This is a genomic window from Bradyrhizobium sp. USDA 4503, from assembly GCF_054055815.1.
Genome location: NZ_JBSRXS010000001.1, coordinates 4,211,031 through 4,224,783 on the forward strand (window position 1 = coordinate 4,211,031; position 13,753 = coordinate 4,224,783).

Sequence of the window (13,753 nt, forward strand, 5' to 3'; positions counted from 1 at the left end):
TTCTCCCCGTAAGAACGGGGAGAGGGAGCAGAAAACCAAACGGCGGCTTCGGCCGCCGTCTTTGTCTGCTTTTTTGTCTTCTTGTTTGTCTTCTTGGCCAGTGGGAGGCATCGATGCTAGAACGTACAAATCCCCGCGCGATCAATTCCGGGCTTGCATCGATGTTCGACCTGAGCCAGCTCCGCTGCTTTGTCACGGTGGCCGAAGAATTGCACTTCGGCCGCGCCGCGGCGCGGCTCAACATGACGCAGCCGCCGCTGAGCCGGCAGATCCAGGTGCTCGAACACATCATCGACGCGCCGCTGTTGGAACGCACCAGCCGCTCGGTGCGGCTGACGCCGGCCGGACGCAGTTTCCTGCCCGAGGCGCGGCGCATCCTCAAGCTCGCGGAATCGGCCTCGCAGGTTGCCCGGCGCATCGCGCTCGGCAAGACCGGCTCGCTCAAGATCGGCTTCACCGCGGCGGCCGCCTACGGCTTCCTGCCCGACCTGATCGCGGCCTGCCGCTCGCGCCTGCCCGAGGTCGATTTTTCGCTGAAGGAGATGGTCTCCGGCGACCAGTTCGAGGCGCTCACCACCGGGCAGATCGACGCCGGCCTGCTGCGCCCGCCGATCGCGCGGCCGGAATTCGCCAGCCGCCGCGTCGTGGCCGAGCCGCTGCTCGCCGCGATCCCGAAGAAGCATCCGCTGGCCGCGGCCGAGACCGTCAGCATCAAGGATTTCGACGACCAGCCCTTCGTGATGTATTCGCCCTATGAGGCGCGCTACTTCCACGATCTCCTGGTGTCGATGTTCACGCGCGCCGACGTGCTGCCGCGCTATGTGCAGCATCTCAGCCAGATCCATTCGATCCTCGCCATGGTGCGCGCCGGGCTCGGCGTCGCGATCGTGCCGGAAGCGGCCGCCAGCCTGAAGATCGCGAACGTCAAGCTGAAGCCGCTGAAGCTGCGATCGCCCGTGCCGGTCGAGCTGTTCATGGTGTGGCGGCGCGATCACGAGAACCAGTTGCTGCCGTCGCTGATTGAGATCGCAACCGAAATCGCGGCGCCGCATCTGCGCGGCGATTGATGCAGAGTTAGCATCGCTCGATACCGCGTTTGGCTTGGACGCGCATCGAACCATTCCCTAGAAATTCCGCCATGGACGCGCGCTGCTCGCGCATCCCTTATCCCAACATCATCAGGAGTGGCGCCATGAGCAAGATGACCCCTCAGGAGATGGCCGCTAGAATCGGTGGCGGCCTCCTGTCCTTTCCCGTGACCCCGTTCAACGCGGACTATTCGTTTGACGAGGCGACCTATCGCGCCAACATGGACTGGCTGTGCGGCTATGACGTTGCCGGCCTGTTCGCCGCCGGCGGCACCGGCGAGTTCTTCTCGCTGACGCCGAGTGAAGTTCCCCACGTCGTGAAGGTCGCGGTCGACGAGACCAAGGGCCGTGTTCCCGTGCTGGCCGGCACCGGCTACGGCACCGCGATCGCGCGCGAGATCGCGGTTGGCGCCGAGAAGGCCGGCGCCGACGGCCTGCTGCTGCTGCCGCCCTATCTCACGCATGCCGAGCAGGACGGCCTCGCTGCCCATGTCGAGGCGGTGTGCGCATCGGTTACGATCGGCGTCATCGTCTACAACCGCGACAATGCGATCCTGCAGCCTGATACGCTGGCGCGCCTCTGCGAGCGCTGCCCGAACCTCGTCGGCTACAAGGACGGCATCGGCGATATCGAGCTGATAACCCGTGTCTACACCCGGCTCGGCGACCGCCTGACTTATATCGGCGGCCTGCCGACCGCGGAGACCTTTGCCCTGCCCTATCTCGACATGGGCGTGACCACCTATTCGTCGGCGGTGTTCAATTTCGTGCCCGAATTCGCCACCAGTTTCTACGCCGCGGTGCGCCGGCGCGATCATCAGACCATCCATGCAGGCCTGAAGGATTTCATCCTGCCGCTGATCGCGATACGCAACCGCAGGAAGGGTTATGCGGTGTCGATTATCAAGGCCGGCATGAAGGTGATCGGCCGCTACTCCGGCCCGGTGCGGCCGCCGCTGACCGATCTTAACGAGCAGGAGATCGGCGAGCTCGCGGCGCTGGTCGCCAAGCTGCCGCAGGCCGCCGCGCAGCAGGCGGCAGAATAAGCCGAACGGCCAGGAAAACTGCAAAGGAGGAAGGGAGGGGCAGATGATCCAGGACACGATCCGCACCGGCTTTGCCGGCGCACCTGTTGTCACGGCGATGGAGGTGATCCCGGTCGCCGGCCGCGACGGCATGCTCCTCAATCTGAGCGGCGCGCATGCGCCGTTCTTCACCCGCAACCTCGTTATCCTCACCGACAACTCCGGCCACACCGGCGTCGGCGAGGTGCCGGGCGGTGAGAAGATCAAGAAGACGCTCGAGGACGCAAGCGACCTCGTCGTCGGCCAGACCATCGGCGCCTGCAACAACATCCTAGCCTCGATGCGCCAGGCCTTCGCCGATCGCGACGCCGGCGGCCGTGGCAAGCAGACCTTCGACCTCCGCGTCACCATCCATGCGGTCACCGCAGTGGAATCCGCGCTGCTCGACCTGCTCGGCCAGCATCTCAATCTCCCGGTCGCGGCGCTGCTTGGCGAAGGCCAGCAGCGCGCCAGCGTCGAGACGCTCGGCTATCTCTTCTTCGTCGGCGACCGCAGGAAGACCAACCTGCCTTACGTCAAGGGCGAGACCGGCAAGCCCGACTGGTTCGATCTGCGCCATCAGGTTGCAATGACGCCGGATGCCATCGTGCGCCTCGCCGAAGCGACGCAGGCGCATTACGGCTTTGCCGATTTCAAGCTCAAGGGTGGCGTGCTCAGGGGCGAAGAGGAGATCGAGGCCGTCACCGCAATTGCAAAACGCTTCCCGAAGGCGCGCGTCACGCTCGACCCGAACGGCGCCTGGTCGCTCGACGAGGCGATCCGGCTGTGCAGCAACATGCATGGCGTGCTCGCCTATGCCGAGGATCCCTGCGGCGCCGAGGCCGGCTTCTCCGGTCGTGAGATCATGGCCGAGTTCCGCCGCGCCACCGGGCTGCCGACCGCGACCAACATGATCGCGACCGACTGGCGCCAGCTCGCGCACGCACTGCGGCTCGGCGCAGTCGACATTCCGCTCGCCGATCCGCATTTCTGGACCATGCAAGGCTCGGTGCGGGTGGCACAGACCTGCCGCGACAACGGCCTGACCTGGGGCTCGCACTCCAACAACCATTTCGATATTTCGCTGGCGATGTTCACCCATGTCGGAGCCGCCGCGCCCGGCAAGGTGACCGCGATCGACACCCACTGGATCTGGCAGGACGGCCAGGCGTTGACGCGCCAGCCGCTGCAGATCAAGGGCGGCAAGATCGCTATTCCGGATCGGCCGGGCCTCGGCATCGAGCTCGATCGCGGTGCCATCGAGGCCGCGAACGCGCTATACAAGCAGCATGGTCTCGGCGCCCGCGACGACGCGCTGGCCATGCAGTTCCTGATCCAGGGGTGGACCTTCGACGACAAGCGTCCCTGCCTCGTGCGCTAACAAGAAAGGTTGGAAACATGACCGCTCACCAGAAGAACTTCATCGCCGGCGAATGGGTCGACGGAACAGGCATCACGCGGGACATCAACCCCTCCAACACCAAAGACGTGGTCGGCGAATACGCCAGGGCCGACAAGGCGCAGACCGAAAAGGCGATCGCCGCCGCGAAGGCCGCCTTCCCGGCCTGGGCACGGTCGACGCCGCAGGAACGCTTCGACGCGCTGACCAGGATTTCCGTCGAAATCCTCGCCCGCAAGGAAGAGCTCGGCCGCCTGCTCGCCCGCGAGGAGGGCAAGACGCTGCCGGAAGGCATCGGCGAGGTGGCGCGCGCCGGGCAGATCTTTGCGTTCTTTGCCGGCGAAGCGCTGCGGCTAATGGGCGAGAAGGGCGCATCGGTGCGCCCCGGCCTCGACGTCGAGATCACCCGCGAGCCGGTCGGCGTTGTCGGCATGATCACGCCGTGGAATTTCCCGATCGCGATCCCGGCGTGGAAGATCGCGCCGGCGCTGTGTTACGGCAACGCCGTGGTGTTCAAGCCGGCCGAGCTGGTGCCGGGCTCCGCCCATGCGCTGTCCGAGATCATTGCGCGTTCCGGCATTCCGGCGGGGGTCTTCAATCTCGTGGTCGGCTCGGGCTCGGTGGTCGGCCAGACTCTGCTCGATCATCCCGATGTCGCCGCGATCTCCTTCACCGGCTCGGTGCAGACAGGCCGCAAGATCGCGCAGGCCTGCGTGCTCTCCAACCCCATGAAGAAGTTCCAGCTCGAGATGGGCGGCAAGAACCCGCTGGTCGTGCTCGACGACGCCGACGTGAAGGTCGCGGTCGAGGTCGCGGTCAACGGGGCCTATTTCTCGACCGGCCAGCGCTGCACCGCATCCTCGCGCCTGATCGTCACCGCGGGGATTCACGACCGCTTCGTCGCCGCGATGACCGAGCGCATGAAGGGACTTTCGGTGGACGACGCGCTGAAGAGCGGCGTGCATGTCGGCCCGGTCGTCGACCAGAGCCAGCTCGACCAGGATCTGCGCTACATCAAGATCGGTCAGGACGAAGGCGCCCGCCTGCACTGGGGCGGCGAATTGTTGAACCGCGAGACGCCCGGCTTCTATCTGCAGCCGGCGCTGTTCACCGAGGCGAACAACCAGATGCGGATCGCCCGCGAGGAGATCTTCGGCCCGGTCGCCTGCGTGATCCGCGCCAAGGATTATGAAGAGGCGCTGGCGATCTCCAACGACACCGAATTCGGCCTTGCCTCGGGCATCTGCACGTCAAGCCTGAAATACGCCTCGCACTACAAGCGCAACAGCGAGGCCGGCATGGTCATGGTCAACCTGCCGACCGCCGGCGTCGACTATCACGTCCCGTTCGGCGGCCGCAAAGGCTCAAGCTATGGCGCACGCGAACAGGGCGCCTATGCCCGCGAGTTCTACACCACCGTGAAGACGGCTTACACCTTCCCGGGCTGAAGCGGTTGAAACGAGTTGCAGCCGCGCAAGCGCTGCCCCCTCTCCCGCAAGCGGGAGAGGTGAAGAGTCAGGAGAAGCCACATGGACCAGTCGATCGGCGCGCAGGAGCAGCCCCGCTACATCAAGCTCAACGAGCGCGACAATGTCGCGATCGTCGTGAATGATTTCGGCTTGCCGGCCGGCTCCCGCTTCGCCTCGGGCCTGACGCTGCGTGCTTTCGTGCCGCAGGGCCACAAGACCGCGCTCGGAGACATCGCCGAGGGCGCGCCGATCGTGCGCTATGGCGAGGTGATCGGCACGGCGCTGTCGCCGATCCTGGCCGGTGAGTGGGTCGACGAGGCACGCATCCGCATGCCCGAGGCGCCACCGCTCGATCAGCTCGAGATCGCGACCGCGGTGCCGCCGGTGCTGCCGCCGCTCGAAGGCTTCACCTTCGAGGGCTATCGCAATCCCGACGGCTCGGTCGGCACCAAGAACATCCTCGGCATCTCCTCCTCCGTGCAATGCGTCAAGGGCACGATGGAATATGCCGTGAAGCGCATCCGCGCCGAGCTCTTGCCGAAATATCCCAATGTCGACGACGTCGTGCCGCTGACCCACGCCTATGGCTGCGGCGTCGCGATCACGGCGCCCGACGCCGTGGTGCCGATCCGCACGCTGCAGAATCTCGCGCTCAATCCGAATTTCGGCGGCGAGATCCTCGTCGTCGGGCTCGGCTGCGAGAAGCTCGCGCCGGAACGGCTGGTGCCGGAGGGCGTCGGCGATGCCATCGTGCGGATGCAGGATGAGGCCTTTGACGGCTTCGGCGCCATCGTCGACGCCATCATGACCCAGGCCGAGGCCCGGCTGAAGGTGCTCAACACGCGCAAGCGCGAGACCTGCCCGGCCGCTGATCTTGTGATCGGACTGCAATGCGGCGGCAGCGACGCGTTCTCCGGCGTCACCGCGAACCCCGCGGTGGGCTTCGCCGCCGACCTCTTGGTTCGCGCCGGCGCGACCGTGATGTTCTCGGAAGTGACCGAGGTGCGCGACGCGATCCAGCTGCTGACCCGCCGCGCTGTCAACGAGGATGTCGGCCGCGCGCTGATCCGCGAGATGGAATGGTATGACGCCTATCTCGCCCGCGGCGGCGCCGACCGTAGCGCCAACACCACGCCGGGCAACAAGAAGGGCGGTCTTGCCAACATCGTCGAAAAGTCGCTCGGCTCGATCGTCAAGTCCGGCTCCGGCCCGATCGCGGGCGTGCTGTCGCCGGGCGAGAAGGCGCGGCAGAAGGGCATGCTGTTTGCGGCGACTCCCGCCAGCGACTTCATCTGTGGCACGCTGCAGCTCGCCTCCGGCATGACCTTGCAGGTGTTCACCACTGGCCGCGGCACGCCCTATGGCCTGGCCGCAGCTCCCGTCATCAAGGTCGCGACCCGCAGCGAGCTGGCACGGCGCTGGAAGGACCTGATCGATTTCGACGCCGGCTGCATCGCGACCGGCGAGAAGACCATCGAGGAAACCGGCTGGGACCTGTTCCGCCTGATCCTCGACGTCGCGAGCGGGCGCACCAAGCCATGGTCGGACCGTTGGGGCATCCACAACGATCTGACGCTGTTCAACCCGGCGCCGGTGACCTGAGCAACCGTGCCTCCTTAACCACCCGTTAGCCACGTCCTGATCGGCCGGGGAACGTCGCAATTCGATTCAAATTGTCTGGGCATGGAGGCACACATGACCCGGACCATCAATGATCTCAGAGATCAGGCCGACCGCGCCGAGCGGCTGGCACGCACCGGCATGGACTCGTTGACGGCCGAGCGCCTGCGTGCCTACGCGGAGGAATGTCGCATCGAAGCGGCCGAACGGGAGAGGCAGTCGGGGGCATCACCAGCAGCATAGATGTCCGGGGTTCGCCACCGCACGCTCGTCAAAATTTCTCGAGTCCTCGCACTTCCCTGGCGGCGACCTTGATCAGCGGCTTGACCGCCTGTTCCTCTCGGCCAAGCACAACGCCCGAGGCGAAGGCGCTGGCGCGCTCCTTCCGATGCGGGGCCTTCAGCGCCGCATCGACCGCCAGCTTGCGGTGCGCGACAAAATCGTTGAGCGAGCCGAGCGCATCCTGGACCCGCTTCAGGTGCTTGGACAGCCGCGCGAGTTGCTTGCGTTCACCCTTGCGCGGAAACAGGCTTTCGAAGAAATCGATCGCGTATCTGAGCTTCTTGGCCCTGATGCGCACCTTGTGCCGCTCCCGGGCCGACAGCTCGTCGAGACGCCGGCCATCCTTGCGCAGCTTCCTGATGCGGCAATGCAGCAGCGCGGCGGCGAATTCCTCGATCGGACCGCCTTCGTCCTCCGCGGCAACGGTCTGCTTTGCCTCGATCCATTGCAACGTGTCGATCAGCATGGACCGATAGCGCCGCGAATTGACCGCCTGCCTCGCGCCGGCAAATGCACGATCGCGGCGGCCGGAAAACTCCTGCCGGATCGCTTTGCCGCCGCGCCGCAGCAGCGCGTCATGCGATGCTGGCTCGATATCTTCCTTGACGAACACATCAAGCTCGCGCGCCGGCGCGAGCGCGTTGGTGAGCCACTTCAGCTGCATCTTGATCTCTTCCGTCGGAGCCACGGTCAGGATCTTCGAGAACAGCGAGATCGCGGCGCGCAGCCGCCGCAACCCGACCCGCATTTGGTGAATGCCTTCCGCCTCGCCCTCGCGGACGGCGTCTGCATTCGACGAGAAGTGACGAAGCGCGGCGCGCGCGATCACCCGGAACGCCGCGCCGGCGGTAAGTCCGGCGTCGAGCACGATGCTCCCGGCGGAAACGACGACATGCTCCTCGCCGTCGGCAAGTTCATAGCCGTGTTCGGCTTTCGAGCGCAGATCGAGCTCCGCCGCCGCCTTCCGCTCCAGCGCCCTTGCGACCCGGAACAGGTCGAGCGGGCGGCCGCTCTTGAGTTCGAGTTCGACCTCGTCGATTCGGCGCGAACGGTGCCCGGCCGTGGTGCAGCCGCGATCGATCGCGAGTTCGATCTCGCTGCGTTTGGTCCGCAGCGGCACGGTGATACGCCGCACCGACGTCTCGAATACCGGTTTCAGCTTGCGACCCAGCCTGCCAGACGCGAGGTCTTCGAGCGGCGTACCCTCGGCCTTGTCGAGGTCGAAGTGTCCGTCCGCAAGGTCGGTCTCCCATTCGCCCCGTTCAAACTGCGGACCCGCCGCCGACTTGATCGTCTGAACATAGTTGCCGCCATCCCGCCGCACGCGCAGCGTCAGTCGGTGCCGCTTGAGCTTGTGCTTCGCGGTGTCGAAATAAGTCGAGACGAGATCGCTCTCGGATGGTGCACCGCTCTTGCTGCCGGCGACCAGCGGTTTCTTCAGTCCCTTGAGCTTGCGCGCGGGAACGTGGAATTTGAGCTCCGTCTCGGCCGCCATCGTCGCTCCATGCCTGGGGCACCAAGCAAACGTCCGCCGTGACGAGGTCAGCGACGGACGTTCATGCTCACACAAGATCGCCTGAGTTGGCGTCAATCGTCGTCGTTATGGATGACGGTCTTGCTGCGATTGCCGAATTCGTCCCGCTTCTTGATGACCGTGGTCCGGTCATGGCGCGGCTCACGCTCCCTGATCACCGTGGTGCGATCACGATCGCGATCGCGATGTTCGGGTGCCCGACCAACCGTTACGCCTGCGCCGACGGGACCTGCGCGGACACCGATATCATCGGCGAACACAGGAGATGCGATCGCGGTCACCATGGCCGCGGTTAGCAGATACGTCCTCATGCCGTCTCTCCTCCTCCAGTTGCGACGTGAAAGAGGAACGTCGAGTGCGACGCACCGTTCCTGTATCGACCGTGCTGCAATTGCTCACGCTCAGTTGCGAAATATCGCGCCGGGAACTCGCTGAACAGGCATTCATCTGTGTGGCGAAATACCCATGTTCCACGCGTTGAATAGCCTGAATTGATGTCCCACGTCCTTAACTAATAGGAGGACGTTCCATGAAACAGTCACAGCACTTCCGCGACAATGCGGAGAACTGCGCGCAACTTGCCGAGCGTGCCGACGACGGGCCGACCTACAATCGCTTCAAGCGAATGGAAGCGGCTTGGCGCGCGCTGGCAAAGGAACAGGACTGGCTCGACGGCGAGACCTCGCCATCGGAAAATGCAGCCTAGATCCAGCCCGGCCGTGGCGGCAAATGCGACGTCGCCACGGCCCGCGGCCTACTCGGCGCTGCGTTGCCGCTGCCAGCGCAACAGATAGGCCTGCAGCCGCCAGATGATCGTCGACAGCACCACACCGACCAGCATCAGCACCACGACAGCAACCATCATGCCCGAGGCCTCGCCGCGCGCCTCCGATTCGATGATGAGGCGACCGATGCCGCGCTCGGCGCCGATGAACTCGCCGACGATCACGCCGATCAGCGCGAAGGAGATCGCAGGCGTCAGCGAAGCGAACACCCAGGCCATGGTCGAGGGGATCACCACCGTCCGGGTGATCTGCCATTCGCTGGCGCCAAGCAGCCGCGCGGCATTGGTGAAGCCCTCGTCGATCGAGCGCGCGCCCTCGAAGGTGTTGAAGAACACGAGGAACACGACGACGATCCAGGACGTCACGATCTTCGACATGTCGCCGATCCCGAATGCCAGCACGATGATCGGCGCCAGCGCGATCCGCGGGATCGAGTTCACCGCGGTGATGAAGGGCTGAAAGATCGCGCTCAGGCGGTCGGATCGTCCCAGGATGAGCCCCGCGATGAAGCCGCTGACAACGCCGGTGACGAAGCCGAAGAAAGTGTTCTTCAGGGTGATGGCGGTCGCGGCCCAGAGGTTGTTCTCGTTGCGCGCCAGGCACTTTCCGAAGTCGCCATTGAACCAGCCGTTGAAGGCGCCGAGCTTCGAGGTCAGGCAGCTCTGGATCAGGAAGTTGTCGAAGATCATCGACGGCTTCGAGATGAAGTAGGGATCGAGCAGGTCGGGCACCAGCCAGGGCAGTTTGGTGCGGAGGTCGTAGCCCCATTGCCAGACCGACAGCACGACTGCGCAGATCAGGACCTGCCAGCCGACCGTGCCGAGCGTGCCGTACCTCTTCATGTGCTGCGGCCCCTGACGAATTCCTCGCCCAGCGAATGCCAGATGTGCTGGAACAGCTCGGCATAATGCGGGGTTTCGCGCACCTTCACCGCATCGCGCGGGCGGTCGAAATCGACCTCGAACATGTCCTTGATCCGGCCCGGCCGCGCCGAGAACAGGATGATGCGGTCGGCCAATGTCAACGCCTCGCCGAGATCGTGGGTCACGAACAGCACGGTCTGCTGCTCGCGCTCCCAGATCCGGAGCAGCACCTCGTGCATGTCGATCTTGGTGTGGGTGTCGAGCGCGCCGAACGGCTCGTCCATCAGGAGAATCTGCGGCTCGACGATCAGCGTCCGCATCAGCGCCGCGCGCTGGCGCATGCCGCCCGACAGCGCCGACGGATAGGCGTTCTCGAATCCCTTCAGGCCGGCTTGCGCGACGCATTCGGCGATGCGTTCCTTCCGTTCGTGAGCCGGCACGCCTGATAGCTCCAGCCCGTAGCCGATATTGTCGCCGACGGTCCGCCACGGAAACAGCGTGTCGCGCTGGAACACGTAGCCGACGTTGGGCGTCGCCTTGCCGGCGACGACGCGCTTGCCGTCGATCAGGATCTCGCCGCCGGTCGGGCGGATCAGCGAGGCGATCATGTTGAGCACGGTGCTCTTGCCGGAGCCCGACGGCCCGAGCAGCGCGACGAACTCGCCGCGGCGGACGTCGAAGGTGACGTCGCGGACCGCCTCGATCGTGGTTTTGGCGAGCTGGAACGATTTGCTCAGGCACTTGACCTCGACGCGGCGATCGGCCGAGGCGCGCGGCGATACGGTTGCGCTTGTCTCGAGCGCGCTCAACCCGGATAGGCCTTTCGCGCCGCTTCGATCAGGTTGGAATTGACCACGTCGGCGATCTTGAGCGGCTTGATGCCGGTCATCTCGCGGAACCAGACCTTCTCGCCGCGCGCGAAGCTCGCGGCGTCGATCGAGCCCTCATAATCCGCGACCTTCTGGATCGACGTGATCTCGAGCAGATTGGCGTCGCGCGAGGTGCTGCCGACATAGGGCTCGATGGCGTCATAGACCTCGGTCGGCTTGTGGGTCTTGATCCACTGCGAGGCCCGCCACAGCGCGGTGACATAGGCCTGCATCTTGGCCGGGTCCTTGTCGATGGTGGCCTGCAGCGTGAAATGTGCCGTCACCGGCACCTTGCCGCCGATATGCTTGTTCCAGATCGCCTCATCGGTGCCGTCGAACAGCAATTCGCCCCAGCCCTGCTGCTGCGCCTCGTTCAACAGCGACAGCGAGCTGACGAGGATATCGACCTGCTTCGACTTCAGCGATCCCAGCATGGTGTCGACATTGCCGGTGCCGATCCAGGTCACCTTGTCGTCGAGCCCCATGGTTTCCATGTAGTAGGACGACCAGACATGGTTGGTGCCGCCGAGCGAGGAGACCGAGACGATCGGCTTGCGGCCGTCGGGCCGCTTCCATTGCGTGAACGCCTCCAGCGAGTTGATGCCCTGGTCCTTCAGGTCCTTACGGATAATGAACATCACCGAGTTCGATCGCGTGTCGACCGGCAACAGCACGCGCGCGGCGCGGCCGTGATTGGTCAGCTGCATCGGATGGGTGACGTCGCCGATGCCGATATCGCCCTGCGACGAGGCGATGATCTCGCGGGTCTTCACGCCGCTGCCGCCCTGCACCAGCTTGCAATCGAGCCCGGCCTCCTTGAAGTAGCCTATACGGTCGGCGACGAACTGCGTCTGATAGACCGGCACCGCGACCGGATAGATCGCGCGACCCGTGGCCGCCTGCCCCCACGCACGCCCGGTCGCCAGCGCGGCGCCGCCGGCGGCGATGACCGTCAGCGCCGATCGCCTTGAAATGTGGGGCATGGTGAGGCGCGCCATCACGCGTGCTCCTTCGCCGAGATCCTGTCGAGTGCGCCGAGCACCGCATCGCCCATCTGGACAGTCGACAGCTTTTTCGCCCCGGCCTCGGCGATATCGGCCGTGCGGGCGCCGGAGGCCAGCGCGGCCTGCACCGCCTTCTCGAGCAGGTCGGCGTCCTCCGGCCGGTTCAGCGTCAGGCGCAGCAGCATCGCGACACTCAGGATCGAACCGAGCGGATTGGCGATGCCCTTGCCCGCGATGTCGGGCGCGCTGCCATGCACCGGCTCATAGAGCGCCTTGCGCCGGCCGAAGCGATCGACCGGGCCGAGCGAGGCCGACGGCAGCATGCCGAGCGAGCCCGAAGCCATCGCCGCGCAGTCCGACAGGATGTCGCCGAAGATGTTGCCGGTCACCATCACGTCGAACTGCCGCGGCTCGCGCACGATCTGCATCGCGGCGTTGTCGACATAGAGATGGGTCAGCTCGACATCGGAGAACTCCTCCTTGTGCAGCTTGATCACCTCCTCGCGCCAGACCACACTGGTCTCCAGCACATTGGCCTTGTCGACCGAGCAGACCTTGTTGCGCCGGGTCCGCGCCAGTTCGAAGGCCGAGCGCGCCACGCGGCGGATCTGGTTCGTGGTGTATTGCTCGGTGTTGAAGCCGCGGCGCTGGCCATCGGGCAGCGTCTCGATGCCGCGCGGCTCGCCGAAATAGATGCCGCTGGTCAATTCGCGGATGATGACGAAATCGACGCCGTCGAGCACCTCGGCCTTGAGCGGCGCGGAGGCCGACAGGGCCGGGCTCGCCACGATCGGCCGCAGATTGGCATAGAGATCGTATTTGCTGCGCAGGCCGAGCAGACTGCCGGCCTTGCGTGCCGCGGCCGGCACTTCGGTGGTCTCCGGCCCGCCGGTCGCACCCCACAGGATCGCATCGGCCTCGTCCATCGCCTCGGCGGTGTCCTCGGGCAGCACCTTGCCGGTCGCCAGATACGGGATCAGGCCGTATTGCGCCTCGCGCAGCGTCATCGGCACGTTACGCTTCGCCGCGAACCAGTCGAGCACGCGACGCGACTGCGCGGTGACCTCGGGGCCGATGCCCTCGCCGCCGACGACGGCGACCTTGACCATGTTGGATTGCGTGCTCATGCCGGTGTCCTTGAAGCGGGTGTCGTTGTCGAATGAATCCATGGCCGCGCCGCGCGGTCGGAGGCCTGGAAGGCGTGGATCTCGTCGTCGCGCTGCAGCGTCAGCGCCACCTCGTCGAGCCCCTTCAGCAGCCCCTCGCGCCGCCGCGGATCGATCTCGAACGAATGCCGCGCGCCCGACGGCGAGACGATGGTCTGGGCCTCGAGGTCGATCGAGACCTTGCCCGCGCCCTGCGTCGCCTCGATGTCGGCAGCAAGCTGATCGACCACCGCCTTGTCGACGATGACGGGCAGGATTCCGTTCTGGAAGCAGTTGGCGAAGAAGATGTCGCCGAAACCGGAGCCGATGATGGCGCGGATACCGCGCTCCTGCAGCGACCACACCGCGCCCTCGCGCGAGGAGCCGCAGCCGAAGTTCGGCCCGGTCACCAGGATCTCCGCCTCGCGGTACGGTTCGCGGTTCAGGATGAATTCCGGATTCTCCGAGCCGTCGGGCAGATAGCGCAGCGAGCCGAACGCCCATTTACCGAGCGTGCCGCGAATCGAATTGCCCACCAGCCGCTCGATGCGGATGATGACGTCGGTATCGATATTGCCGCGCATGATCGGCGCGGCGGTTGCGGTGAGCTTGTCGAAGGGTTTTGGCATGC

The 13,753-nt window shown here is 65.5% G+C and carries 14 protein-coding genes; 7 read left to right on the plus strand and 7 right to left on the minus strand.

The window, feature by feature from the left end:
* Positions 1-161 precede the first annotated feature (161 nt).
* From ACVMIH_RS20445 to ACVMIH_RS20470, 6 genes are all read left to right on the plus strand, one after another.
* Positions 162-1,067, plus strand: coding sequence for a LysR substrate-binding domain-containing protein (locus tag ACVMIH_RS20445; protein WP_057016911.1), 906 nt, complete (start codon positions 162-164; stop codon positions 1,065-1,067).
* Positions 1,068-1,192: 125 nt separating this feature from the next.
* Positions 1,193-2,134 (plus strand): 5-dehydro-4-deoxyglucarate dehydratase, encoded by a 942-nt coding sequence (kdgD, locus tag ACVMIH_RS20450; RefSeq protein WP_057017010.1) that lies wholly within the window; start codon positions 1,193-1,195, stop codon positions 2,132-2,134.
* A 43-nt stretch (positions 2,135-2,177) separates the two neighbouring features.
* Complete coding sequence (gudD, locus tag ACVMIH_RS20455) at positions 2,178-3,533, plus strand: glucarate dehydratase (RefSeq protein WP_057016910.1); 1,356 nt, start codon at positions 2,178-2,180, stop codon at positions 3,531-3,533.
* Between the two features lie 17 nt (positions 3,534-3,550).
* Entirely contained in the window at positions 3,551-4,999 is a 1,449-nt protein-coding gene (locus ACVMIH_RS20460) for an aldehyde dehydrogenase family protein (protein ID WP_057016909.1), read from the plus strand.
* Positions 5,000-5,080: 81 nt separating this feature from the next.
* Positions 5,081-6,622, plus strand: coding sequence for a galactarate dehydratase (garD, locus tag ACVMIH_RS20465; RefSeq protein ID WP_076826056.1), 1,542 nt, complete (start codon positions 5,081-5,083; stop codon positions 6,620-6,622).
* Between the two features lie 93 nt (positions 6,623-6,715).
* The gene (locus tag ACVMIH_RS20470) at positions 6,716-6,883 is read left to right on the plus strand and encodes a hypothetical protein (RefSeq protein ID WP_168857280.1); all 168 of its coding nucleotides are present in this window, start codon (positions 6,716-6,718) and stop codon (positions 6,881-6,883) included.
* 28 nt (positions 6,884-6,911) lie between these two features.
* Here ACVMIH_RS20470 and ACVMIH_RS20475 read toward each other — a convergent pair whose 3' ends face one another.
* Positions 6,912-8,417 carry a CYTH and CHAD domain-containing protein gene (locus ACVMIH_RS20475; protein WP_456863129.1) on the minus strand — a complete coding sequence of 502 codons (1,506 nt, stop codon included), beginning with the start codon at positions 8,415-8,417 and terminating at the stop codon, positions 6,912-6,914.
* Between the two features lie 92 nt (positions 8,418-8,509).
* Entirely contained in the window at positions 8,510-8,767 is a 258-nt protein-coding gene (locus tag ACVMIH_RS20480) for a hypothetical protein (protein ID WP_076826051.1), read from the minus strand.
* A gap of 218 nt (positions 8,768-8,985) precedes the next feature.
* Between ACVMIH_RS20480 and ACVMIH_RS20485 the strand changes: the two genes are divergently transcribed.
* Positions 8,986-9,162: a hypothetical protein gene (locus tag ACVMIH_RS20485; RefSeq protein ID WP_168857282.1), complete on the plus strand. Its 177-nt coding sequence runs from the start codon at positions 8,986-8,988 to the stop codon at positions 9,160-9,162.
* A gap of 48 nt (positions 9,163-9,210) precedes the next feature.
* On the opposite strand, the gene ACVMIH_RS20490 is transcribed toward ACVMIH_RS20485, so the two are convergent.
* Genes ACVMIH_RS20490 through leuD form a run of 5 tightly spaced genes read right to left on the minus strand, consistent with a single transcriptional unit; the run spans position 9,211 to position 13,751 of the window.
* A complete protein-coding gene (locus ACVMIH_RS20490) occupies positions 9,211-10,083 on the minus strand; it encodes an ABC transporter permease (RefSeq protein ID WP_076826049.1) in 873 nt (290 codons plus the stop codon).
* A complete protein-coding gene (locus ACVMIH_RS20495) occupies positions 10,080-10,913 on the minus strand; it encodes an ABC transporter ATP-binding protein (protein WP_076826046.1) in 834 nt (277 codons plus the stop codon). Before ACVMIH_RS20495 ends, ACVMIH_RS20490 begins: the two co-directional genes overlap by 4 nt.
* On the minus strand, positions 10,910-11,971 hold the full coding sequence (locus ACVMIH_RS20500) for an ABC transporter substrate-binding protein (RefSeq protein WP_076826044.1): 1,062 nt from the start codon (positions 11,969-11,971) through the stop codon (positions 10,910-10,912). Before ACVMIH_RS20500 ends, ACVMIH_RS20495 begins: the two co-directional genes overlap by 4 nt.
* Positions 11,971-13,104 carry a 3-isopropylmalate dehydrogenase gene (gene leuB / locus ACVMIH_RS20505; protein ID WP_083714925.1) on the minus strand — a complete coding sequence of 378 codons (1,134 nt, stop codon included), beginning with the start codon at positions 13,102-13,104 and terminating at the stop codon, positions 11,971-11,973. Before leuB ends, ACVMIH_RS20500 begins: the two co-directional genes overlap by 1 nt.
* Complete coding sequence (gene leuD / locus ACVMIH_RS20510; RefSeq protein ID WP_016847649.1) at positions 13,101-13,751, minus strand: 3-isopropylmalate dehydratase small subunit; 651 nt, start codon at positions 13,749-13,751, stop codon at positions 13,101-13,103. The genes leuB and leuD overlap by 4 nt, the downstream gene beginning before the upstream one ends.
* Between the last annotated feature and the right edge of the window lie 2 nt (positions 13,752-13,753).

Excerpts from the sequence above, each read along its gene's own strand:
- ACVMIH_RS20445 (WP_057016911.1), top strand. The coding sequence starts at position 162 with ATGTTCGACCTGAGCCAGCTCCGCTGCTTTGTCACGGTGGCCGAAGAA.
- kdgD (WP_057017010.1), top strand. The coding sequence starts at position 1,193 with ATGAGCAAGATGACCCCTCAGGAGATGGCCGCTAGAATCGGTGGCGGC.
- gudD (WP_057016910.1), top strand. The coding sequence starts at position 2,178 with ATGATCCAGGACACGATCCGCACCGGCTTTGCCGGCGCACCTGTTGTC.
- ACVMIH_RS20460 (WP_057016909.1), top strand. The coding sequence starts at position 3,551 with ATGACCGCTCACCAGAAGAACTTCATCGCCGGCGAATGGGTCGACGGA.
- garD (WP_076826056.1), top strand. The coding sequence starts at position 5,081 with ATGGACCAGTCGATCGGCGCGCAGGAGCAGCCCCGCTACATCAAGCTC.
- ACVMIH_RS20470 (WP_168857280.1), top strand. The coding sequence starts at position 6,716 with ATGACCCGGACCATCAATGATCTCAGAGATCAGGCCGACCGCGCCGAG.
- ACVMIH_RS20475 (WP_456863129.1), bottom strand. The coding sequence starts at position 8,417 with ATGGCGGCCGAGACGGAGCTCAAATTCCACGTTCCCGCGCGCAAGCTC.
- ACVMIH_RS20480 (WP_076826051.1), bottom strand. The coding sequence starts at position 8,767 with ATGAGGACGTATCTGCTAACCGCGGCCATGGTGACCGCGATCGCATCT.
- ACVMIH_RS20485 (WP_168857282.1), top strand. The coding sequence starts at position 8,986 with ATGAAACAGTCACAGCACTTCCGCGACAATGCGGAGAACTGCGCGCAA.
- ACVMIH_RS20490 (WP_076826049.1), bottom strand. The coding sequence starts at position 10,083 with ATGAAGAGGTACGGCACGCTCGGCACGGTCGGCTGGCAGGTCCTGATC.
- ACVMIH_RS20500 (WP_076826044.1), bottom strand. The coding sequence starts at position 11,971 with ATGGCGCGCCTCACCATGCCCCACATTTCAAGGCGATCGGCGCTGACG.
- leuB (WP_083714925.1), bottom strand. The coding sequence starts at position 13,104 with ATGAGCACGCAATCCAACATGGTCAAGGTCGCCGTCGTCGGCGGCGAG.
- leuD (WP_016847649.1), bottom strand. The coding sequence starts at position 13,751 with ATGCCAAAACCCTTCGACAAGCTCACCGCAACCGCCGCGCCGATCATG.